This is a genomic window from Streptomyces lacrimifluminis (genome assembly GCF_014646095.1).
In the GTDB taxonomy this organism is placed as follows: Bacteria; Actinomycetota; Actinomycetes; order Streptomycetales; family Streptomycetaceae; genus Streptomyces; species Streptomyces lacrimifluminis.
This window is the reverse complement of sequence record NZ_BMMU01000019.1, coordinates 153,842-175,352: the sequence shown is the minus strand read 5'-3', so window position 1 is coordinate 175,352 and position 21,511 is coordinate 153,842. Positions and strand designations below refer to the sequence as shown.

The following is a 21,511-nucleotide window of genomic DNA, read 5'->3' as shown; positions in this document are numbered from 1 at the left end:
ACCGTCGGTGCCATGACGATCCGAGCCGTGGTCTGGGACATCGACGACACCCTTTTCGACTACACCACGGCGGACCGCGCCGGCATGCGGGAGCAACTCGTGGCCGAGGGCCTACTCGACGGGTACGCGACCGTCGAGGAGGCCCTCGTCCGCTGGCGGGAGGTCACCGACCGGCAGTGGGCGCGGTTCGCGGCGAGGGAGATCGACTTCCAGGGGCAGCGCCGGGAGCGGGTGCGGATGTTCCTGGCCGAGGAACTGACCGACGCCGAGGCCGATGCCTGGTTCGACCGCTACATCGGGCACTACGAGGCCGCCTGGGCGCTCTTCCCGGACGTACTGCCCGTCCTGGACCTGCTCGCCGCCAGCCACCGGCACGGGGTGCTCTCCAACTCCAGTCTTCGTGTGCAGGACCGCAAGCTGCGCGTGCTCGGCGTACGCGACCGCTTCGAGGCCGTCCTGTGCGCGGCCGAGCTGGGCTTCCACAAGCCGGACGCCGAGGCCTTCCACGCCGCCTGCGACGCACTGGGCCTGCCTCCGGAGCAGGTGGCGTACGTCGGCGACCACCCGGAGATCGACGGGCGGGGTGCCGTCGACGCCGGAATGCTGTCCGTGTGGATCGACCGCGGCGGCTTCGCCGCCGTCGAGCAGGCCCCCACGGGCCCGTACCGGATCGCCTCCCTCGCCGAACTCCCCGCGATCCTCGGTGCCGATACCCGTTTTGGAGCGCCGTCCACCTTCGGGTAATGTTCTTCCTGCGCCGCCGGACAGCGGGCCGAAAGGCCAGGCACCGGAAGCGCAAGCTAGAGCAAGAGTCCGCAGGGGCTCGCGTTCCAGTGGCCTATGGTGTAATTGGCAGCACGACGGTTTCTGGTTCCGTTAGTCTTGGTTCGAGTCCAGGTAGGCCAGCTCGCAGATTGCTTCAAATCTGCACCCGTGGAGATCAGAATCCACACCAGCCCCCGTTGTGTAGCGGCCTAGCACGCTGCCCTCTCACGGCAGTAGCGCCGGTTCGAATCCGGTCGGGGGTACAGATCCTTCCCGGAGGGTCAGGCAGGGTCGCACCCACTGACTCTCATGCAGGATCGCTAGGGCCCCCGTTGTGTAGCGGCCTAGCACGCTGCCCTCTCACGGCAGTAGCGCCGGTTCGAATCCGGTCGGGGGTACGCTTTACTTGAATTGCCTTGGTCTATGGTGTAATTGGCAACACTACGGTTTCTGGTACCGTCATTCTTGGTTCGAGTCCAGGTAGACCAGCTCGGATCTGCGGCGATGCAGTTTTGAACGCTTGCAAGATCCTCGCCCCCGTTGTGTAGCGGCCTAGCACGCTGCCCTCTCACGGCAGTAGCGCCGGTTCGAATCCGGTCGGGGGTACATCAGGCACGGTGGCCCTCCGCTTCGGCGGGGGGCCACTTCGCGTGTGCGGCCCTGTGCGGCCACGCGCCCGGCCGCCCGCTACAGGCCGTACCGCCGCGCCGACTCCTCCTCCTGGGCAAGCCGGTGCAGTGCCGTGAGTACCGGTTCGAAGAGCACGGTCGCCGCGACCGCCGTCTCGACCCGCTCCGCGTCCGACGCGTGCGTCTCCAGATAGTCCAGGTCCCGTCTCGCCACCTGGTGCATCAACTCCGCGTACGGCGCCATCAGTTCGGCGTCCCAGGAATACCCCAGCCGGATCAGCGCGGCCACCGCCACCACCAGCGAGCGGTGCACGGGGGAGAGAGGGCTCAGCTCGCGCGCGGTCTCCCAGCCGAGGCCCGCCAGCAGCCGGTCCACCTCCCGGCGGGCGGCGACCACGGCCGGATCCTCCTCGTCCGGCTCGGCGCCCTGTGGCAATGCCCACAGGGCCGCGCCCAGCCGGATCGTGCGGCCCAGGGAGTCGTCGTCGACGTGGCCGAGCACCTCACGGGCGGTGGCGACGGGGATACGGCCCACCTGGATCAGCGCGCGCACCAGTCGCAGTCGGCGCAGATGACCCTCGTCGTACTCCGCGGTCGTCGTGTTGATCTGCCGGCCGGGCGCCAACAGGCCCTCGCGCAGGTAGTACTTGATCGTCGCGGTGGACACACCGCTGCGCTCGCTCAACTCGGCCAGCCGCATGCCTTGCGCCTTTCCTCGGACAACGGCACGATCCAAGCACGCGGTGGTTGGATAGTGCCGCTAGCCAATGGCCACAGTCCCGACGGGGAGGTCTCATGTTCGCGAAGCCCAACGCCGGCCGTACGACAGCGGCGGCCGAGGGGGATGTCGTCGTTCTGCTCATCGGGATGCGCATCAACCACTTCTGGGCCGTGCATCACTGGCTCCCGGTGTTCACGGCCATGCCGCGGATGTTGCGGGAGTTGGCGAGGGATCCCTCGCGCGGGCTGCTGAAGCACGTCCTGCTGACGGCTTCGCCACGCACGTACTACGTCGTCCAGTACTGGGAGTCCAAGGAGAAGCTGTACGCGTACGCCGCGGCCCCGGACATGTTCCATCACAAGGCGTGGGGGGCCCTCAACCGCAAGGAGCGGGAGGGGAGGGTCCGGCAGCACGTGGGGCTGTGGCACGAGACGTATGTCGTGCCCGAGGGGTCCTACGAGTCGATCTACGCGGACATGCCGGCGTTTGGGCTGGCGGCGGCGCACGGGGTGCTGCCGGTGGAGAGGCGGGGGCATCGGGGGAGGGACCGGTTCGCCTACCGGTCTTCCGACGCGAACGATTGATTTCTCTCGGGCGGCTGCGGTGTGTGCTCACCGTGCAGACCGTGGGTGGCCGGTCGCGCAGTTCCCCGCGGCCCTGGAAGCGTGACCTTCGGGGTGTTCGCCGGTGAAGGTCTGCCGCGGCGTTGAGGCCGACCCTCTCGGACGTTCGTACCCGTCTGTCTGCTCAGCCCGTGCGGCGCAGCGCCTCCGAGAGGCGGGCCGCCGCGTCGATGACCGCCTGGGCGTGCATGCGGCCGGGGTGGCGGGTCAGGCGTTCGATGGGGCCGGAGACCGAGACGGCGGCCACCACGCGGTTCGACGGACCCCGGACGGGAGCGGAGACCGAGGCGACGCCGGGTTCGCGCTCGCCGATGGACTGGGCCCAGCCCCGGCGGCGTACGCCCGACAGCGCCGTCGCTGTGAAGCGGGCGCCCTGGAGACCGCGGTGCAGGCGCTCCGGCTCCTCCCACGCCATCAGGATCTGGGCCGACGAGCCCGCCTTCATCGTGAGCGTCGAGCCGACCGGGACCGTGTCCCTGAGGCCCGAGAGGCGCTCGGCCGCGGCGACGCAGATACGCATGTCGCCCTGGCGGCGGTAGAGCTGCGCGCTCTCGCCCGTCAGATCGCGGACATGGGTGAGCACCGGGCCGGCCGTCGCGAGGAGGCGGTCCTCGCCCGCCGCCGCCGCCAGTTCCGCCAGGCGCGGGCCGAGAATGAAACGGCCCTGCATGTCGCGCGCCACCATGCGGTGGTGTTCCAGCGCCACGGCGAGACGATGTGCCGTGGGTCGTGCCAGTCCGGTCGCCGCGACCAGGCCCGCGAGGGTGGCCGGACCGGACTCCAGAGCGCTCAGGACAAGGGCTGCCTTGTCCAGAACGCCGACGCCGCTACTGTTGTCCATGAAACGATACTCGCGTCTCACTCTGTGAAACGCAAGTTCATTTTCCGGTGGAACGCGCCACTCTGGAAGACACAGCGGCCCGCCGACCAACGGGCCCGGCGGCGGATGCCCGGACAAGGGGTACGGGCGGTCGCCTCCACAAGATCTCTATCTAGTTGGGCCGGTGCCCGCACGGGCCGGCCGGAGGGAAAGCGATGGGTAGGACACTCGCGGAGAAGGTCTGGGACGACCACGTCGTCCGGCGCGCCGAGGGCGAGCCCGACCTCCTCTTCATCGACTTGCACCTGCTGCACGAGGTGACCAGCCCGCAGGCCTTCGACGGTCTGCGTCAGAACGGCCGTAAGGTGCGGCGCCTCGACCTCACCATCGCGACCGAGGACCACAACACCCCGACCCTCGACATCGACAAGCCCATCGCCGACCCGGTCTCCCGGGTCCAGCTGGAGACGCTGCGCAAGAACTGCGCCGACTTCGGTGTGCGGCTGCACCCGCTGGGCGACGTCGAGCAGGGCGTCGTCCACGTGGTGGGACCGCAGCTGGGGCTGACCCAGCCGGGCACCACCGTCGTCTGCGGCGACTCCCACACCTCCACGCACGGCGCCTTCGGCGCGCTGGCGTTCGGCATCGGCACCTCGCAGGTCGAGCACGTGCTGGCCACCCAGACGCTGCCGCTGGCCCGCCCCAAGACCATGGCCATCACGGTCGACGGTGAACTGCCCGACGGCGTCACCGCCAAGGACCTGATCCTCGCCATCATCGCCAAGATCGGTACGGGCGGCGGCCAGGGCTACATCCTGGAATACCGCGGCCCCGCCATCGAGAAGCTCTCGATGGAGGCCCGGATGACCATCTGCAACATGTCGATCGAGGCCGGCGCCCGCGCGGGCATGATCGCCCCCGACGAGACCACCTTCGAGTACCTCAAGGGCCGCCCGCACGCGCCCGCCGACGCGGACTGGGACGCGGCGGTGAAGTACTGGAAGACGCTGCGCACCGACGACGACGCGGTCTTCGACGCCGAGGTCGTCATCGACGGCGCCGCACTGTCGCCGTTCGTCACCTGGGGCACCAACCCCGGTCAGGGCGCGCCGCTTTCGGCGGACGTCCCCGACCCTGCTTCGTACGAAGACGCTTCGGAGCGCCTCGCCGCCGAAAAGGCCCTGGAATACATGGGGTTGGAGGCCGGGCAGTCACTGCGCTCCATCAAGGTGGACACCGTCTTCGTAGGTTCGTGCACCAACGGCCGTATCGAGGACCTGCGCGCCGCCGCCGAGATCGTCGGGGGCCGCAAAATCGCCGACGGTGTACGGATGCTGGTGGTCCCCGGTTCGGTGCGGGTCGGTCTGCAGGCCGTCTCCGAGGGCCTGGACGTGGTCTTCAAGGAGGCCGGCGCCGAGTGGCGGCACGCGGGCTGCTCGATGTGCCTGGGCATGAACCCCGACCAGCTGGCCCCCGGTGAGCGCTCCGCCTCCACCTCCAACCGCAACTTCGAGGGCAGGCAGGGCAAGGGCGGCCGTACGCACCTGGTGTCGCCGCAGGTCGCCGCCGCGACGGCCGTACTGGGCCATCTGGCCTCCCCGGCCGACCTGTCCGACGCCGACGCCCGTACGCCCGCTGGAGTCTGATCAGCCATGGAAGCATTCACCGCACACACCGGCCGGGCCGTCCCGCTGCGCCGCAGCAACGTCGACACCGACCAGATCATCCCTGCTCACTGGCTGAAGAAGGTCACGCGGGACGGGTTCGAGGACGGGCTGTTCGAGGCCTGGCGCAAGGACGAGAACTTCGTCCTCAACCGCCCCGAGCGCAAGGGTGCGACGGTCCTGGTGGCCGGCCCCGACTTCGGTACGGGGTCCTCGCGCGAGCACGCGGTCTGGGCGTTGCAGAACTACGGCTTCAAGACCGTCATCTCGTCGCGCTTCGCCGACATCTTCCGCGGTAACTCGCTCAAGAACGGCCTGCTCACGGTGGTTCTGGAGCAGAAGATCGTGGACGCGCTGCAGGAGCTGACGGAGAACGACCCCCAGGCCGAGATCACGGTCGACCTGGAGGCCCGCGAGGTGCGCGCCGAGGGCATCACCGCGGCCTTCGAGCTCGACGAGAACGCCCGTTGGCGGCTGCTGAACGGGCTGGACGACATCTCCATCACCCTGCAGAACGAGGGCGACATCTCGGCGTACGAGGCGAAGCGGCCCTCGCACAAGCCGTGGACGCTCAAGGTCTGAGCCGGAAGGCCCTTCGCAAGTAGGGTTTCGGCCACCGCGACACCCCGTCTGTACCCCCGATCGCCACGATTGGGGGTACAGCTGTTTCTGCCTCCGGAGCCTCTCGCGCACCGTCCCCGGACCCGCCAACTTCCCATGTTAGAAAGGGTGTTGATGGGGTACCCGGGTCTTGACACCGCGACTTCGAGGTGGGCGCGGAAGGCCGTTTGAGGCAGCAGTTGCCCCCTGAGCAGGCGACAACTCGCCCCAGATGGCACAATCTGTGCATGGAACACGACGGCCAACTCGAGCTCTACACGGCGGTCGCGGCCCAACTAAAGGAAGCGCACACAACAGTGCGCGCACTGCAAGTCCCGGAGGGCGTACGGATGGCGCTGACCCGGAAGCTGCTGGTCATTACGGCCGCGGCCAAGCACGATCTCGCCGACGCGACAAGGCGGCTGGAACGCTTCACGGCGGACCTCGACGAGGGTCGAATCCCCGACGAGGACCGCTGAGGAACTCTGTGACAGCCCGATTTCGTTGCGGCACAAGGGTGATTAGCCCGTTTCGTGTTTGATTTGCGGTATATATCTGCCTAACGTGCGAAAAAGCTTGAACACTTTCGTTCTGGCAATGTCTCCGAAGGGGAAGACGTGAACAAGGCGCAGCTCGTAGAAGCCATTGCGGACAAGGTCGGTGGCCGTCAGCAGGCCGCCGAGGCGGTCGACGCGGTCCTGGACGCCATCGTCCGCGCGACGGTCAGTGGGGACCGGGTCTCGGTCACCGGCTTCGGTTCCTTCGAGAAGGTCGACCGCCCGGCCCGTTACGCCCGCAACCCGCAGACGGGTGAGCGGGTTCGGGTCAAGAAGACCTCCGTCCCCCGCTTCCGTGCGGGCCAGGGCTTCAAGGACCTGGTGAGCGGCTCGAAGAAGCTCCCCCGTGGCGGCGAGGTCGCGGTCAAGAAGGCGCCCAAGGGCAGCCTGACCGGCGGCAGTGCTGCCGCAACGGTCAAGAAGGCCGCGGCGAAGAAGGCCACCACCGCCAAGAAGGCGACGGCGGCGAAGAAGACCGTGGCGAAGAAGGCGACGCCGGCGAAGAAGACGACGGCGACGGCGAAGAAGACCACGGCCAAGAAGACCACCGCGAAGACCGCGACGGCCAAGAAGACCACGGCCACGGCGAAGAAGACCGCCGCCAAGAAGGCCCCGGCTGCCAAGAAGACGTCGGCGGCGACAAAGGCCCCGGCCCGCAAGTCGGCGGCGCGCACCACCACCGCCAAGAAGGCAACCGCCCGCACCAAGTAGGGGCGCAAGCACTCACGCGCCGGGCCGGACTCCCCGAGGGAGTCCGGCCCGCGGCGTGTCCGGACCGTCCGGAGGGCGCCCGGAAGATCGGCAGCTCAGAAGGTCTGCAGCGTTCAGAAGGTCTGCAGCGTGACGAGCGTGATCCGGGGGATGCCCTGGGGCCCGTCCGCTCCCTCGACCTCGATGCGCACCCGCTGTCCGGGGCGCAGCAGCCTCAGCCCGCCCGCGTCGAACGCCGGCGCGTCGAAGGGAACGGGGGTGCCGTCGTCGAGCAGCACACTGCCGCTGCGTGTCCCGGCGTCGTACGTGTACGCGGTCGCCTGCATGGCGGCAGCCTACTGGCCCGCGATCAGCAGCCCCTCGACCGCGGCCGCCGTCCGTGTCCCCACGCCCAGGGCGAGCGCCGCCCGCAGATCGTCGCCGGTGTCCACGTCCTGGCGCACGGAATTCACCGAGGTGAGTCCGAGTTCCACGGCGCCGGAGTCGTGGTGGCGGATTCGGGAATGCGGGCCGAAAAGCGGAAGCAATTCCTGACCGGGCCGGGCGGTCAGCAGAGTGGTGCCGACAGTGGCCGCGTCCGCGAGGAAAGCGCGCGGGAATTCGGCGGCGGCAGCCAGGACGCCGGCCAGTTCCAGGGGGCGCAGTGCCGGCAGATCGGCGTTCAGAGCCGCTACGGGGCTGTCGGGCCGTCGCGTCCGTACCACGGCCGTTCCGTGCGTCAGGGCGGCGTTCAGGCCGCCCAGGGGCTCGTCGGAGACGATCGCCGCCCCCAGGGCCGACAGCTCACGGGCGGCCAGGGCGTCGTCCGTGACGACCGCCACATCGCGGACCGCCGCGCAGGCGAGCACCGCTGCCACCGTGTCCTGGGCGAAGGCCAGGGCGAGACCGGGGCGGAGTCCGTCGTGGGCGGTGTCCGCGAGCCTGCTCTTGGCCCGAGCCAGGGGTTTGAGGGGTATGACCACTGTCCACTGCACGAGCGTTCCGTCCCTCCCTCGTTCACCCCGGCTGCTCTTCCGCTGCTCTCCTGGCCGCAACCATTGTCACCTGGCTGTCATCAAAGCCCATCCGGCGGTGTCGGTACCGGGGCGTACGGTGTTCTCGACAGACCGGAAGCCCGGGGCGACACTTGTGCGGCCCCCGGGTCCGCCGGCGGAGGTCCTGGTCCAGGTTTTAGAGGAAGGTGTCCCGCGTGCCCCGCCGCAGAATCGGCTTCTGGTACCGCCTCGCCGCGGTCATCTGCAAACCGCCGTTGGTGGTTCTGATCAACCGGGACTGGCGTGGAATGGAGAACATTCCGGCTGCGGGCGGATTTATCACCGCGGTGAACCACAATTCGCATGCGGACCCCTTCGCCTACGCGCACTACCAGTACAACAGCGGCCGTGTTCCGCGCTTCCTGGCGAAGAGCGAGCTTTTCAAGAAGGGATTCGTCGGCACCATGATGCGTGGTACCGGACAGATCCCCGTCTACCGGGAGACCACCGACGCGCTGAGTGCCTTCCGCGCCGCAATCGCCGCCGTGGAGCGCGGCGAATGCGTCGTCTTCTATCCCGAGGGCACCATCACCCGCGACCCGGACCAGTGGCCCATGACCGGCAAGACCGGCGCCGCCCGGGTCGCCCTGCAGACCAGGTGCCCGGTGATCCCGGTGGCCCAGTGGGGGGCGAACGAACTGCTGCCGCCTTACGCCAGGAAGCTCAACGTCCTTCCGCGCAAGACCCACCACGTCCTCGCGGGCCCGCCCGTCGACCTGACGCGGTTCTACGACCAGGAGATGAGCCCCGACCTCCTGCAGGAGACGACGGAGGTCATCATGGCCGCCGTCACCCGCCTGCTGGAGGAGATCCGCGGCGAGAAGGCGCCCGAGACGCCGTACGACCCGCGCGAGGTGCGGATCGAGCAGCGCCGCCGCACGGCCGCGGAAGAGGCGCAGGACGCGTTGGACGCGCACGAGAGAGCCGTCGCCGAGGCGGCCGGCGAAGGACCGTCGGCGAAGCCGACGGCAGCACACCAAGCGGCAGTGCATCAAACAGCGGTACACGGAGCAGCAGCACACCAAGCGGCAGAAGTACGGGAAGTCCGGGAAGAGGGGCAGGGCAAGTGAGCGAGCCGGTCAAGGCGGCGGTGTTCAGCGCTGGATCATGGGGGACCGCCTTCGGCATGGTGCTCGCCGACGCCGGCTGCGAGGTGACTCTGTGGGCCCGGCGCCCCGAACTCGCCGAGGCGATCAACTCCACGCGGACGAACCCGGACTACTTCCCGGGCGTCGAACTCCCGGAGAACCTCCGGGCCACCACGGACCCGGCACAGGCCGCGCGCGACGCCGACTTCACGGTACTCAGCATCCCCTCGCAGACCCTGCGCGGGAATCTCGCCGAGTGGACACCCCTGCTCGCCCCGGACACGGTCCTCGTCTCCCTGATGAAGGGCGTCGAACTCGGTTCCGCGATGCGGATGAGCGAGGTCATCGAGGACGTCGCCAAGGTGGGCCAGGACCGCATCGCGGTCGTCACTGGCCCCAACCTCGCCCGGGAGATCGCCGCCCGGATGCCGGCCGCCGCGGTGGTCGCCTGTACGGACGACGCCGTGGCCCAGCGACTCCAGAGCGTCTGCCACACCCCGTACTTCCGGCCGTACACCAACACCGACATCGTCGGCTGCGAACTCGGCGGCGCGGTCAAGAACGTGATCGGTCTGGCCGTCGGTATCGCCGACGGCATGGGCCTCGGCGACAACGCGAAGGGCTCGCTCATCACGCGTGGCCTCGCCGAGACCACCCGCCTCGGCCTCGCGATGGGCGCCGACCCGCTCACCTTCGCCGGACTCGCGGGCCTGGGTGACCTGGTGGCGACCTGCTCCTCGCCGCTGTCCCGCAACCACACCTTCGGTACCAACCTCGGCAGGGGCATGACCCTCCAGGAGACCATCGCGGTCACCAAGCAGACCGCCGAGGGCGTCAAGTCCTGTGAGAGCGTGCTGGATCTGGCCCGTAGGCACGGTGTCGACATGCCGATCACGGAGACGGTCGTCGGCATCGTGCACGAGGGCAAGCCGCCAGTCGTGGCCCTCAAGGAGCTGATGTCGCGCAGCGCCAAGCCCGAACGACGCTGAGCAACAGGGGGCTGCGGGCGCTGACTCAGCGCTCTGCCAACGGGTACCCTCAACGCGATATGAGCACCGAGAACCTCCCCCAGAGCCCCGGGCAGCCGTCCCGCAAGCCGCGCGTGGCCGTCGTCTTCGGCGGTCGCAGCTCCGAACACGGGATCTCCGTGGTCACCGCCGGCGCCGTGCTGCGTGCCATCGACCGGACGAAGTACGACGTCCTGCCGATCGGCATCACCCAGGACGGCCGCTGGGCGCTCACCGCGGACGAACCGGAGCGCATGGCGATCGCCGACCGCAAGGCGCCGAACGTCGACCAGCTCGCCGAGTCGAGCGAGGGTGGCGTGGTGCTCTCCGTCGATCCCGCGAACCGCGAAGTCGTCTACAGCGAACCGGGATCGGTGCCCAAGGCCCTCGGCGAGGTGGACGTCGTCTTCCCCGTCCTGCACGGCCCGTACGGCGAGGACGGCACCCTTCAAGGGCTGCTTGAGCTCTCCGGTGTCCCGTACGTCGGCGCGGGCGTGCTCGCCTCGGCCGTCGGCCAGGACAAGGAGTACATGAAGCGGGTGTTCACCTCGTTCGGCCTCAAGGTGGGCCCGTACGTGGTGATCCGGCCGCGTGACTGGGAGCGCGACGAGCCGGCCGCCCGCAAGAAGATCGTCGACTTCGCCGCCGAGCACGGCTGGCCGCTGTTCGTGAAGCCCGCGCGCGCGGGATCTTCGTTCGGCATCACCAAGGTCGACGAGCCGAGTGGCCTCGACGAGGCGATCGCCGAGGCACAGCGCCACGACCCGAAGATCATCGTGGAGGCCGCGCTGCGCGGGCGCGAGATCGAGTGCGGGGTGCTGGAGTTCGAGGACGGCCCGCGTGCCTCCGTGCCCGCCGAGATCCCGCCCGTACAGGCGCACGCCTTCTACGACTTCGAGGCGAAGTACATCGACTCGGCCGACGGCATCGTCCCCGCCCCCCTCACCGAGGAGCAGACCGTGGAGGTGCGCCGCCTCGCGGTCGAGGCCTTCGACGCGGCGTCCTGCGAGGGCCTCGTCCGCGCGGACTTCTTCCTCACCGAGGACGGCGAGTTCGTCATCAACGAGATCAACACGATGCCCGGCTTCACCCCCATCTCCATGTACCCGAGGATGTGGCAGGAGACGGGCGTTGACTACCCGGAGCTGGTGGACCGCCTTGTGCAGGCGGCTCTGCGCCGCTCAACGGGCCTGAGGTAGAGCGCCCTGAAGGGGCGCGGGGAACTGCGCGACCAGCCACGACGGACCCGCACCCGACAACGCAACAGGTCAAATACGGCGCCTAGTTGGCAATCCCCTCAGGCACCGCATTCTTGATGGCGGCAGCCAGATCAACGAGCGCCCCCGAGGTGTCCCGCCCCGACGGAACCGTCACCTCCACATAGGCGAGCCGTGACGAAGTGGTGAAGCGGGACGACCCGTCGTCCCGCTTCTCCATCAGCCATCCGACCCCGTTCACCTCACCCCCCACCGCATCCGGATCCGAGCCGGTGGCGACCTTGGGGTCGGTCATCTTGGGCGGCCGTACGACACCGCAGCGCAGTATGATCGCCGGGCTGCTGCCCCAGCCCGCGGTCAGTGCGGACCGGGGCTCGGGGTCGTCGCGGCTCAGGCCGTCCACCTTCGCCGGCAGCGCCTTGTCCAGGTTCCGGCACAGTGTCGTGGCCTTCCCGTCCGGCTCGGGAACCGTGACTGCGGCGCTGTCGTCTGCTGAGGAGCAGCCCGTGACGACGATCAACAGGGCGAGCGCGGGCAGAGCGAGCGGCCGGTGACGGAAGAAGTTCACCGGCACAGGGTAGACGGGGGCTACAAGTGCACCACCGGGCAGGTCAGAGTGCGGGTGATGCCGTCCACTTGCTGGACCTTCGCGACCACCAAGCGGCCGAGATCGTCCACGGTGTCGGCCTGGGCGCGCACAATCACGTCGTACGGTCCTGTCACGTCCTCGGCCTGGGTCACCCCCGGGATCTTGCTGATCGTCTCGGCGACGGTCGACGCTTTGCCGACCTCGGTCTGGATCAGGATGTACGCCTGTACCACGGAACCTCCAGGGCGGCCACGAGGATCATGTGGGGAAAAGGAACGCCACGGTATCGCGTCGTCACGCGCCACGGGGAGACCTGCGGCGACCGGGAACCCGCACCGGGGTGCACACGCGGCACAGGTTGACGGTCACCTCGACCGTACAGAGGTCCACAGAGCCTCGCGACCGGGCAGGGACAGCAACGGGGACAGCACCAGAAGGGGACGTACGACTATGAAGGGCACTGTGGGCGAACTGGGGGAGTTCGGGCTCATCAGGGAGCTCACCTCCCGGCTCACCACCACCCCGGCGGTCCGGGTCGGCCCCGGCGACGACGCCGCCGTGGTCGCCGCGCCCGACCGCAGGGTCGTGGCGAGCACCGACATCCTCCTGGAGGGGCGGCACTTCCGCCGCGACTGGTCCACCGCGTACGACGTGGGCCGCAAGGCAGCCGCCCAGAACCTCGCGGACATCGCCGCCATGGGCGCCGTACCCACCGCGCTGCTCCTCGGGCTGGTCGTCCCCGCCGAACTCCCGGTCACGTGGCCCGTCGAACTGATGGACGGTCTGCGGGACGAGGCCCAGGTCGCGGGCGCCGCCGTGGTCGGCGGTGACGTCGTACGGGGGGACACGATCGTCGTGTCGATCACCGCGCTCGGCGATCTGCGCAACCACGAGCCTGTCATCCGGGGTGGTGCCCGGCCCGGTGACGTCGTCGCCGTGACGGGCTGGCTGGGCTGGTCGGCGGCCGGGCACGCGGTGCTGTCGCGCGGCTTCCGCTCGCCGCGCGCCTTCGTCGAGGCCCACCGGCGTCCCGAACCGCCGTACCACGCGGGCCCGGCGGCGGCCGGCCTCGGCGCTACCGCGATGTGCGACGTGAGTGACGGCCTGATCGCCGACCTCGGGCACATCGCGGAGGCCAGCAAGGTCCGTATCGACATCCGTTCGGGCGCGATCGACATCCCCACCCAGATGAACGACATCGGGCAGGCCGTCGGCGTCGACCCCATGCAGTGGGTGCTCACCGGGGGCGAGGACCACGCGATCGTGGCGACCTTCCCGCCGGACGTGAAGCTGCCCGCCCGCTGGAGGGTCATCGGCGAGGTCCTCAACCCGTCGGCGCTGCCCCAGGTGACGGTCGACGGGGCACCATGGACCAGCAAGGGCGGCTGGGACCACTTCGCGGACATCGAGTCGTGACCCCGCCTGCGCGCGTCCTGACGGTCGCGGGCTCCGACTCCGGAGGGGGAGCCGGGATCCAGGCCGACCTGAAGACGATGCTGGCGCTCGGGGTGCACGGCATGAGCGTGCTCACTGCGGTCACGGCGCAGAACTCCCTCGGCGTACAGGGCGCTTGGGAGCTGCCGGTGGAGGCGGTACGGGCCCAGTTCCGCAGCGTCGTCGACGACATCGGCGTGACCGCGCTGAAGACGGGAATGCTCGCCTCGGCCGAACTGGTCGAGGCGGTCGCCGAGTTGATCGCGGCGACGGACGTGCCGACGGTCGTGGACCCGGTGGGCGTCTCCAAGCACGGGGACCCGCTGCTGGCCGCGTCCGCACTGGATTCCGTCCGCACGAAACTACTGCCGGTGGCGACCGTGGCGACCCCGAACCTCGATGAGGTGGCGCAGCTCACGGGTGTACGGGTCGAGTCGGAGGAACAGTTGCGCGAGGCCGCGGCGGCCGTGCTGGCGTACGGGCCGCAGTGGGCGCTGATCAAGGGCGGGCATCTGCCGGGCGAGGCCGTCGACCTGCTCACGGACGGGTCCGAGGAGCACTGGCTGCGTGCCCCGCGCCTCGACAACCGGCATACGCACGGCACGGGCTGCACACTGGCGTCGGCCATCGCGTCGGGGCTGGCGAAGGGCGAGTCGGTGCCGGCGGCGGTGGCGGCGGCGAAGGAGTACGTCACCGGGGCGATCGCGGCCGGGTTCGCGTTGGGCGCCGGGATCGGGCCGGTGGATCACGGGTGGCGGCTGCGCGCATAGACGGAATCCGCCGGCGAGCGTTCGATCTGCGGGTACGGCAAAAAGCCGGTCCACCGAGGTGGACCGGCTCTGTGCAGCGAACCAGCAGTGGCCGCGCGCTAGCTGAGCGTCAGCGCGAGACCTTGCCGGCCTTGATGCACGAGGTGCAAGCGTTCACGCGCTTCGGCGTCCCACTGACCACGGTACGAACGCGCTGGATGTTCGGGTTCCAGCGACGGGGTGTACGGCGGTGCGAGTGGGAGATGCTGTTGCCGAAGCCCGGCCCCTTGCCGCAGACGTCGCAGTTGGCAGCCACGGGTCACTCCAAAGACTTCAGATGCTCTTACGGGTTGATCCCGGCACGCCGGGATCAGGATCAGAGGATCTGAAGTGGCAGTGCCAGGGAGAAGGCCCGATGTACGACGGCCATCTGGCGATGGCCTTCTCGATCGGGCAACCGGAGCAGCATACAACGACTGCGCCAGTGCAACGAAACTACCATGGCTGATCAGGGCTTCACTCCCGGCCCCGGGCCACCCGGCATTCACCCGGGGTCTACGCTGCGTGCCACGTCCAGCAGCTCAAGGAGGCGCAGGTGCCGCAGGTGCCGCAGACATTCTTCGATGCTCTCGCGGTGCGCACCTGGTGCGGACTCGCGCTGGCCGCGCTCGGGCGGGCCCGCGAGGAGATCGACGCGATCAATGTCTACCCGGTCGCCGACGGGGACACCGGCACCAACCTCTATCTGACGCTGGAGTCGGCGTACGCGGCGGTCGAGGCGGCCTTCGCAGGGCACGAGGCGGGGGCCGGCCCGACCGGCGCCGCCGGGGCTCCGACCCTGGCCGACGCGACCCGGGCGATGGCCCACGGCGCGCTGATAGGGGCGCGCGGCAACTCCGGCACGATCCTGGCGCAGCTGCTGCGCGGCATGGCCCAGGTACTGGCCGCCGGCGCGGACGGCGAGAGCGCCCCCATCGACGGCCCCGGCCTGTGCCTGGCCCTGCGGCACGCGGCCGACGCCGCCCGGCAGGCCGTGGCCCACCCGGTCGAGGGCACGGTCCTCACCGTCGCCTCGGCCGCGGCCGACGCCGCCACACGGACGCGGGGCGACTGCGGGACGGTGGCCAGAGCCGCGTACGAGGGTGCCTCGGCCGCGTTGGCCGCCACCCCGGGCCAGCTGGCCGTCCTGGAGCGCGCGGGCGTCGTCGACGCGGGCGGGCGGGGACTGGTGGCGGTGCTCGGGGCGCTGGTGGAGACGTTCACGGGGGAGGCGCCGGGAGGTGGCGCGACAGGGGCCGCGTGGGCGGCACGCGTGCGCGTGCCGGCTCGGTCCGACGCACTTGATGCTCATGCGCAGGCTCCCGACGGCCCGGACGAGTGTGCGGAGGACGACTCCGGGCCCGCCTTCGAGGTCATCTACCTCCTGGAGGCCGAGGACGCGGCCGTCGACCGGCTCAGGGAGCGGCTGGACCGGCTCGGGGACTCGCTCGTGGTGGTCGGGGGCGACGGGCTGTGGAACGTGCACGTCCACGTCGACGACGCGGGTGCCGCCGTCGAGGCCGGCGTCGAGGCGGGGCGGCCGTACCGGATCCGGATCACGCACTTCGGAATCGGTGACGTACACACCGGTGGCGTCGGTCGGCCGCCCCGGGAGCGGGTGCAGCGGGCCGTTGTCGCCGTCGTGCCGGGGGAGGGGCTGGCCGGGCTGTACGGCGAGGCCGGGGCCACCATCGTGCTCGCGCGGCCCGGGGAGCCACCGGCGAGCGGGGAGCTCGTCGAGGCCGTGCGGCGGGCCCACGCGCGCGAGGTCGTGCTGCTGCCCAACGACGCCGAGCTGCGTCACACCGCCGCCGCCGCGGCCGAACAGGCCCGCACGGAGGGCATCCGCGTGGCCCTGATCCCGACCCGGTCGGCGGTCCAGGGCATCGCCGCACTCGCCGTGCACGAACCGGACCGCCGGTTCGACGAGGATGTCGTCGCGATGACCTCCGCGGCCGGCGCGACCCGCTACGCCGAACTCGTCGTCGCGGAACGCCAGTCCTGGACGATGGCCGGCATCTGCCAGACCGGGGACGTCCTCGGCCTCATCGACGGCGACGTCGCCGTGATCGGCTCGGACGTCACGGCCACCGCGGAGGCGGTCATCGACCGCATGCTCCAGGCGGGCGGCGAGATGGTCACCCTCGTCCTCGGCGACGAGGCGCCCGAGGCCATCGCCGGGCACCTGGAGGGGCGGGTCCGTGAGGGATATCTCGCCGTCGACACCGTGGTGTACCGGGGGGGACGGCAGGGGGCGTTGCTGCTCATCGGGGTGGAGTGAGGGAGGGTGCGCGGCGGAGGGTTCTCGCCCCCGCCGCCCCTACCCGTCCCTCCCCCAGAGGGGGACCCCAGACGGGCTGAATCAGTCGGACTCCTGTTCCTCCATGAGCTGGAGCATCTGTTCCGCCTCGGCCCGCCGGGACCGTACCGTTTCGGCCTCCTCCTCGTGGGCCTCGAAGTTGTCGTACGCGATCAGCACCCCGCGCGCGCGTGCCGCCGCCTCCGACGGGCGGCTCAGGTCCGCCTCCAGCCAGCCGGCGGCCAGTTCGGCGCCGGTACGGCCGTGCAGGCCCTCCTCGCCGAGGGAGGAGAACACGGCGATCGCCTTCGCCATCTGGGCCAACGCCGCCTCGAACGCGGCCTCGATCGCGCCGTCCTCGGCGTCCTCGGCGGCGGAGCGGGCCAGTAGATCGCCGAACTGGCGGTGGGTGTGGGCGAGTTCGGCGCCGAGCTGCTCGCGGGACTCCAGCTCCTCCGCCTCGGACAGGGCCTGCGCGCACTCCCGGACCGCTTCAGCCATCCGCTGCCGGGCCCCGTCGAGCCCCGCCTCCATCCGCAGCGCGAGCCACGCGCGGGCGCGCAGGGCACGCACCAGGCCGTGCACGTTGCCGAGCGAGCGCCACAGGTCGCCGGCGCGTTCGTAGGCCTGGTCGGCCTCGGCGGGCAGCCCGGCCTGGCCGAGGGACTCGGCGGCGAGGTGGGCGAGCGTCGCGTGATCCTGCTGCTCGGGCCAGTGCCGGGCGATCTCCGCGGCCCTCAGCCGGCGTTCGGCGGACTCGCGGTGCTCGCCCAGCTCGCCCAGACAGTCACCGAGCCACCACAGCGTCTGTACGACCGCTCCCTCGCCGTGCGTCTCGGTGCCGAGGTCCGGCAGCGCCGACTCCAGCACCTCGGCCGCCTCCGCCCACCGGCCCCGCCGCAGCAGGAAACCGCCGAGCAGATGCCGGGCCCAGGCGCCCAGGGTCGGGCCCTCGCCCGCCTCGTCGGCCCAGTGCGCGGCCTCCAGGGCGCGGTCCGCGGCCTCGGTGACCTCGTCGCGCGCCCCGAGGATCTCGGCGAGCTGCAGGTTCAGCTGGGCCTGGCCCGCCGCCTCCAGATACGCCCCGCCGTGCTCCAGGGCTCCCCGCAGTGCCCGCTCGGCCCCGGCGATGTCGCCGAGGTGGTGGGCGAGCCCGGCCAGCCGCGCCTCGTACTCCACCGCGAACCACGGCAGCCCCGCCGCGACGAACGCCTCCGTGGCCCACGTGAACAGTTCGGCGGCCCCCGCCAGGTCCCCGGTGCGCGTCGCCAGTTCCCCGAGCATGGCCTGCGCCTCCGCGCCGCGTGAGGCGAGCCGCACATCGTCCCCGGCGTGCCCGTCGACGAGCGCCAGCAGCTCCCGTACGGCGTTCTCGGCGGCGGCCAGGGCCTGGTCGGTGTCGTCCTCCTCGACCTGCCGCATGAGGATGCGGGCGCGCCCCATCAGGACGGCCGCGGCCTGCCGGACGCCGGTGCCCTCGTCGGAGTAGAGCGCGAGGACCTCCTCGTACGGCTCGGAAACGGCTCTCAGGGCCGCGGCGACGTCGCCCTCCAGGGCGCGGGCGTACGCGGCGCGGGCGCGGGCGGCCAGGGCCTCGCCGGGGTCGCCCGCCTCGGCGTACAGCTCGGCGGCCCGCTCGAAGAGCGCGATGCCCTCAGGGCCGCCCTCCATGGCCCTGTGGTCGACGATCTCCGCCCGGTCGGCCGCCGGTAGGTCCACACCCTCGGCGGCCCGCCAGACGGCCGCCCACGCCTCCATCGCGTGCGGAAGCAGCGCGTCCGACATCCGGCGCGCGTCGGCGAGCAGCGCGGGCAGGTCCGGCGGGCCGTCGGCCGGCTTCTCCGGGGACACCGTGGAATCGGCGGGCGCCCTGCGGGGCGCGGGGACGGCCCTCGCAGCCCGCACGCCCAGGGGCAGCCGGTCCACCAGCGCAGCCTGGTCCATGCGTGCGCGGATGTTCTCGCCGACGTACGGCGTGCCGTTGCGCAGGTCGAAGCGCGCGGCCAGGGAAAGGGCCTCCTCGCGCGCGTGGACGGCGAGTTCGCGGGCCGTCCAGGCACGCTCGGCCGGTCCGGGGACCGACTGGGCGCCCATACCCATGGCGGTCAGCCGGTCCATGAGGAGGGCCACGGCGGCCAGGAAGTCCATCCGGCTGCGCGGCTGTCCGGAGTCCGTGAAGTACGCGGGGCGCTCCGCGAGCAGTTCCAGGCCACGCGCCTCGTTGCCGGTCAGCGCGCAGAACTCGACGTGGTCCGCGTACGCGCCCCGCATGCTCTCCATGGGCCGCACCAGCCGGAAGCCCCGCAGGTGGTGCGCGCGGGCCTCGTCCAGGCGGCCCAGGCGCAGCAGCGGGCCCAGCGAGGACGCCAGGACGGTGTGCGGTTCGTGGGCGCAGGTGAACTCGCCCTCCAGGACCGGCCGCCACAGGTCGAGCGCCTCGGCGTCCGCGCCCCGCTCGGCCCGCCACCAGCCCTGGCTGTGCAGTTCGCAGGCGTGGCAGTCGGCCATGCTGTCGCGGTCGGCGGCCAGCCAGGCGGCGTACGCCCGTTCGGCCCGCGGCAGGTCGCCGACATGGGCGGCCACACTGAACTCGGCACCGCGCACGGCCCGTTCGGAGTGCCCGGCGAGCCGGTAGCGCTGCTCCATCTCGCCGAGCCACTTCTCGACGGAGGCCAGCGGGATGTGCGGCTGGTCCAGCATGCCCGTGGTCATCCACTTGAAGACCCAGTGCAGCGTGTGGACCTCGTACTCGTCGAAGTCCTCGGGCCGCTCGTCCCACATGCGCAGCAGACGCGCGAAGGGGACGAACATCCGGTCCTTCTCGGAGCTGTAGTTGTAGGCCTTCAGCTGGTGGCCGAGCGCCTCGATCACGGCGAGCGGGATGTTCAGTCTCTCGGCCTCGGCCAGCAACTGCTCCGCGCGCGCGTTGCGGGCCGGTCCCTCCGGCTGCTCCGAGTTCAGCGCCATGGCCTCGCGGAGGGCGTCGAAGTCCTTGATCTCGCTCATCGCCGGCCGTCCTCCGTGGGCTCCGTGGGATCGCTGTGGGTGGCCCACTCCAGGAGGCCGATGAACGCACGGTTCAGCAGCGCGGAGTCCGCGGGCCGCAGCGGGCGCTGCGCCATGAGCAGGGCCTGCCCGTACAGGGACTCCGTGGCGGTGCCGATCAGTTCCCGGTCCTCCAGCGAACTGATCCTCCGGATCAGCGGGTTGAGATGGTTGAGCACCAGCCGCGCGCGAGGGGTGCTGCCCCGCAGCGAGCCGAGGATGCCGGCCCACAGGTCGTCGGCCTGTTCCTCGGCCTCCGCGCGCGCCTGCTCGTGCCGGGCCGCCCGGTCGTCCAGGTGCAGCGCGGGCACGGACAGCGGGTGGAAGGCGCGCAGCACGACATCGCATCCGAGGGCGTCGAGCTTGGCGCGCGCGGCCCCCAGGAAGGCCGCCAGGGCCAGCTCCTCGGCCGGGTCGACCGCGTCCAGGTGCGCGGTCACCGTGTCGGCGTCCAGCTCGGCGACCACGGTCCCCGGGCGCACCGAGGGCAGCGCCTCGATCAGCTCGCTGTCGTACGTGTAGCCGCCGTTGACGACGCCGACGCCCTGCGCGGACGCGATCGGCGCGACCTGCCGGAACTCCTCGACGGTGCGCGTGAAGTGCACCACCGGGTGCCGCTGTGCGAACTCCTCCAGGGACAGCTGCCCGTCGGTCGTTTCGAAGGGGAGCCACGGCAGCATCGTGCGCAGCATCTCCTTGTCGTGCCTGGCCAGCGACTTGACGCCCAGGTGGTGCACCGACAGGAACGCGGCCAGCCGCTCCGGATCCCCGGCGGCGAGACCGGTCAGCCAGGAGCGAATCCTTTCCCCCAGCGCCTCCCGTACGGCGGCCAGCGTCTCGTCCTCGTACAGCGACTCGCGCGAAGCCGTCGGCCGCAGGCTGTCGGTGTCGAGCACGCACCGCACGAAGAAGGCCCAGTCGGGCAGCAGCTGTTCGGCCCGCTCGGTGAGCAGCATGCCCTTGAGATGCACCCGGTGACTCGCGCGCTGCGCCGGACTCACCGACGAGGGCAGGACGTACGCCACCCCGCGGATCCCGGCGAGCGGGACGTCCAGGTCGATCGAGTCCAACGGCGTGAACCCGAACAGGTCGTGACAGTGCCGCTGCAGGGCCACCCTTCTGGTGGCGGGCGACGGATACGGGCGGTTCCAGGGCGCCGGCAGATCGGTGACGGCCTCGTCGCCCACCCGCACGTCGTACGGCAGCAGCGAACCGAAGTCCCGCGCCAGCGCCAGCACCCGCTCCTCGGTGAGCCACTCGCCGGCCCCCGGCCGCGCCACCAGGTGCACGGTCGTGCCCGGTTCGGGCCGGGCCGAGTCGGGCAGCGTCCGCACGGTGTACGAACCGTCGTCCGCGGCCGTCCACTCCACGGGTGGCGCGTCCGGCGTACGGGCGCTGCGGCTGACGACCCTGATCCGCTCGGCCACGACGAAACAGGCCAGCAGCCCGATGCCGAACTGGCCGAGGAACTCCGAACGCGCCTCCTGGATGCCGCCGGGATCCGCCCGCTTGGAACTGCGGCCGATGGTCGCAAGAAGGTTGTGCACGTCCGCCTCGGTGAGGCCGACCCCCGAGTCCTCGACCCGCAGGGTGCCGCCCCCGGCGTACAGCCGCACCCGCGCCGGGGCGTCGGGCTGCTCGGCGCGCCGGGCGGTGATCGCGTCCACGGCGTTCTGCAGCAGCTCGCGCAGATAGACCCTGGGGCTGGAGTAGAGGTGATGGGAGAGCAGGTCCACGAGGCCGCGCAGGTCGACCTGGAACGTATGCGGTGACTGGGATGCCTGTGAGGTCTGGGAGTCCATCGTCGCAGCGCCGGAGGGGGGACCAGGTTCTGGCGACGGCGCGGGGTCGGGCGGTCCCGGTGAGGCGGTGACCGCGGGGGATGGCCGGGCGCGCCATCCTAGGCCCCGAACGAGCCGT

The 21,511-nt window shown here is 71.0% G+C and carries 21 protein-coding genes and 5 tRNA genes; 17 read left to right on the top strand and 9 right to left on the bottom strand.

What is annotated here, in order from left to right:
• Positions 1-12 precede the first annotated feature (12 nt).
• From IEY89_RS26230 to IEY89_RS26205, 6 genes are all read left to right on the top strand, one after another.
• Positions 13-744 carry an HAD family hydrolase gene (locus IEY89_RS26230; RefSeq protein WP_189149952.1) on the top strand — a complete coding sequence of 244 codons (732 nt, stop codon included), beginning with the start codon at positions 13-15 and terminating at the stop codon, positions 742-744.
• Positions 745-834: 90 nt separating this feature from the next.
• Positions 835-906, top strand: a tRNA-Gln gene (locus IEY89_RS26225).
• A 49-nt stretch (positions 907-955) separates the two neighbouring features.
• Positions 956-1,028: transfer RNA gene (locus tag IEY89_RS26220), tRNA-Glu, on the top strand.
• Between the two features lie 62 nt (positions 1,029-1,090).
• Positions 1,091-1,163 (top strand) — tRNA-Glu (locus IEY89_RS26215).
• Positions 1,164-1,182: 19 nt separating this feature from the next.
• Positions 1,183-1,254, top strand: a tRNA-Gln gene (locus IEY89_RS26210).
• A gap of 44 nt (positions 1,255-1,298) precedes the next feature.
• Positions 1,299-1,371, top strand: a tRNA-Glu gene (locus tag IEY89_RS26205).
• 81 nt (positions 1,372-1,452) lie between these two features.
• Here IEY89_RS26205 and IEY89_RS26200 read toward each other — a convergent pair.
• Positions 1,453-2,094: a MerR family transcriptional regulator gene (locus IEY89_RS26200; RefSeq protein WP_189149951.1), complete on the bottom strand. Its 642-nt coding sequence runs from the start codon at positions 2,092-2,094 to the stop codon at positions 1,453-1,455.
• 95 nt (positions 2,095-2,189) lie between these two features.
• On the opposite strand from IEY89_RS26200, the gene IEY89_RS26195 reads away from it, so the two are divergent.
• The gene (locus IEY89_RS26195; protein ID WP_189149950.1) at positions 2,190-2,699 is read left to right on the top strand and encodes a DUF4188 domain-containing protein; all 510 of its coding nucleotides are present in this window, start codon (positions 2,190-2,192) and stop codon (positions 2,697-2,699) included.
• 163 nt (positions 2,700-2,862) lie between these two features.
• On the opposite strand, the gene ndgR is transcribed toward IEY89_RS26195, so the two are convergent.
• Positions 2,863-3,579 carry an IclR family transcriptional regulator NdgR gene (gene ndgR, locus IEY89_RS26190; RefSeq protein WP_055524291.1) on the bottom strand — a complete coding sequence of 239 codons (717 nt, stop codon included), beginning with the start codon at positions 3,577-3,579 and terminating at the stop codon, positions 2,863-2,865.
• A gap of 194 nt (positions 3,580-3,773) precedes the next feature.
• On the opposite strand from ndgR, the gene leuC reads away from it, so the two are divergent.
• From leuC to IEY89_RS26170, 4 genes are all read left to right on the top strand, one after another.
• Complete coding sequence (gene leuC, locus IEY89_RS26185; protein WP_189149949.1) at positions 3,774-5,204, top strand: 3-isopropylmalate dehydratase large subunit; 1,431 nt, start codon at positions 3,774-3,776, stop codon at positions 5,202-5,204.
• Between the two features lie 6 nt (positions 5,205-5,210).
• Entirely contained in the window at positions 5,211-5,804 is a 594-nt protein-coding gene (leuD, locus tag IEY89_RS26180; RefSeq protein WP_189149948.1) for a 3-isopropylmalate dehydratase small subunit, read from the top strand.
• A 266-nt stretch (positions 5,805-6,070) separates the two neighbouring features.
• Entirely contained in the window at positions 6,071-6,301 is a 231-nt protein-coding gene (locus IEY89_RS26175) for an SCO5555 family protein (protein WP_189149947.1), read from the top strand.
• Positions 6,302-6,439: 138 nt separating this feature from the next.
• On the top strand, positions 6,440-7,090 hold the full coding sequence (locus tag IEY89_RS26170) for an HU family DNA-binding protein (protein ID WP_189149946.1): 651 nt from the start codon (positions 6,440-6,442) through the stop codon (positions 7,088-7,090).
• 113 nt (positions 7,091-7,203) lie between these two features.
• On the opposite strand, the gene IEY89_RS26165 is transcribed toward IEY89_RS26170, so the two are convergent.
• Both IEY89_RS26165 and cofC read right to left on the bottom strand, forming a co-directional pair.
• Positions 7,204-7,416, bottom strand: coding sequence for a hypothetical protein (locus IEY89_RS26165; protein WP_189149945.1), 213 nt, complete (start codon positions 7,414-7,416; stop codon positions 7,204-7,206).
• 9 nt (positions 7,417-7,425) lie between these two features.
• Positions 7,426-8,064, bottom strand: coding sequence for a 2-phospho-L-lactate guanylyltransferase (cofC, locus tag IEY89_RS26160; RefSeq protein ID WP_189149944.1), 639 nt, complete (start codon positions 8,062-8,064; stop codon positions 7,426-7,428).
• Between the two features lie 215 nt (positions 8,065-8,279).
• Between cofC and IEY89_RS26155 the strand changes: the two genes are divergently transcribed.
• From IEY89_RS26155 to IEY89_RS26145, 3 genes are read left to right on the top strand one after another with little or no spacing between them, the layout of a single operon-like run.
• A complete protein-coding gene (locus IEY89_RS26155) occupies positions 8,280-9,194 on the top strand; it encodes a lysophospholipid acyltransferase family protein (RefSeq protein WP_189149943.1) in 915 nt (304 codons plus the stop codon).
• The gene (locus IEY89_RS26150) at positions 9,191-10,201 is read left to right on the top strand and encodes an NAD(P)H-dependent glycerol-3-phosphate dehydrogenase (protein ID WP_189149942.1); all 1,011 of its coding nucleotides are present in this window, start codon (positions 9,191-9,193) and stop codon (positions 10,199-10,201) included. The genes IEY89_RS26155 and IEY89_RS26150 overlap by 4 nt, the downstream gene beginning before the upstream one ends.
• A 59-nt stretch (positions 10,202-10,260) precedes the next feature.
• Complete coding sequence (locus IEY89_RS26145) at positions 10,261-11,418, top strand: D-alanine--D-alanine ligase family protein (protein WP_189149941.1); 1,158 nt, start codon at positions 10,261-10,263, stop codon at positions 11,416-11,418.
• An 82-nt stretch (positions 11,419-11,500) separates the two neighbouring features.
• Here IEY89_RS26145 and IEY89_RS26140 read toward each other — a convergent pair whose 3' ends face one another.
• Positions 11,501-12,004, bottom strand: a complete 504-nt coding sequence (locus tag IEY89_RS26140; protein ID WP_189149940.1) for a DUF3515 domain-containing protein — start codon at positions 12,002-12,004, stop codon at positions 11,501-11,503.
• A 20-nt stretch (positions 12,005-12,024) separates the two neighbouring features.
• Positions 12,025-12,258 carry an Lrp/AsnC family transcriptional regulator gene (locus tag IEY89_RS26135; RefSeq protein WP_164418296.1) on the bottom strand — a complete coding sequence of 78 codons (234 nt, stop codon included), beginning with the start codon at positions 12,256-12,258 and terminating at the stop codon, positions 12,025-12,027.
• Positions 12,259-12,475: 217 nt separating this feature from the next.
• Here IEY89_RS26135 and IEY89_RS26130 point away from each other — a divergent pair, with 217 nt between their 5' ends.
• Together IEY89_RS26130 and thiD are read left to right on the top strand one after the other, a co-directional pair.
• Positions 12,476-13,441: a thiamine-phosphate kinase gene (locus IEY89_RS26130; RefSeq protein WP_189149939.1), complete on the top strand. Its 966-nt coding sequence runs from the start codon at positions 12,476-12,478 to the stop codon at positions 13,439-13,441.
• Positions 13,438-14,229, top strand: a complete 792-nt coding sequence (thiD, locus tag IEY89_RS26125) for a bifunctional hydroxymethylpyrimidine kinase/phosphomethylpyrimidine kinase (RefSeq protein ID WP_189149938.1) — start codon at positions 13,438-13,440, stop codon at positions 14,227-14,229. The genes IEY89_RS26130 and thiD overlap by 4 nt, the downstream gene beginning before the upstream one ends.
• A gap of 109 nt (positions 14,230-14,338) precedes the next feature.
• Here thiD and rpmB read toward each other — a convergent pair whose 3' ends face one another.
• The gene (rpmB, locus tag IEY89_RS26120; protein ID WP_006376789.1) at positions 14,339-14,524 is read right to left on the bottom strand and encodes a 50S ribosomal protein L28; all 186 of its coding nucleotides are present in this window, start codon (positions 14,522-14,524) and stop codon (positions 14,339-14,341) included.
• A gap of 279 nt (positions 14,525-14,803) precedes the next feature.
• Between rpmB and fakA the strand changes: the two genes are divergently transcribed.
• Positions 14,804-16,528 (top strand): DAK2 domain-containing protein, encoded by a 1,725-nt coding sequence (gene fakA / locus IEY89_RS26115; RefSeq protein WP_189149937.1) that lies wholly within the window; start codon positions 14,804-14,806, stop codon positions 16,526-16,528.
• 81 nt (positions 16,529-16,609) lie between these two features.
• Here the strand turns inward: fakA and IEY89_RS26110 are convergent, their stop codons facing one another.
• Both IEY89_RS26110 and IEY89_RS26105 read right to left on the bottom strand, forming a co-directional pair.
• Complete coding sequence (locus tag IEY89_RS26110) at positions 16,610-19,552, bottom strand: tetratricopeptide repeat protein (protein ID WP_189149936.1); 2,943 nt, start codon at positions 19,550-19,552, stop codon at positions 16,610-16,612.
• Positions 19,549-21,393, bottom strand: coding sequence for an HSP90 family protein (locus IEY89_RS26105; RefSeq protein WP_189149935.1), 1,845 nt, complete (start codon positions 21,391-21,393; stop codon positions 19,549-19,551). Before IEY89_RS26105 ends, IEY89_RS26110 begins: the two co-directional genes overlap by 4 nt.
• Positions 21,394-21,511 lie beyond the last annotated feature (118 nt).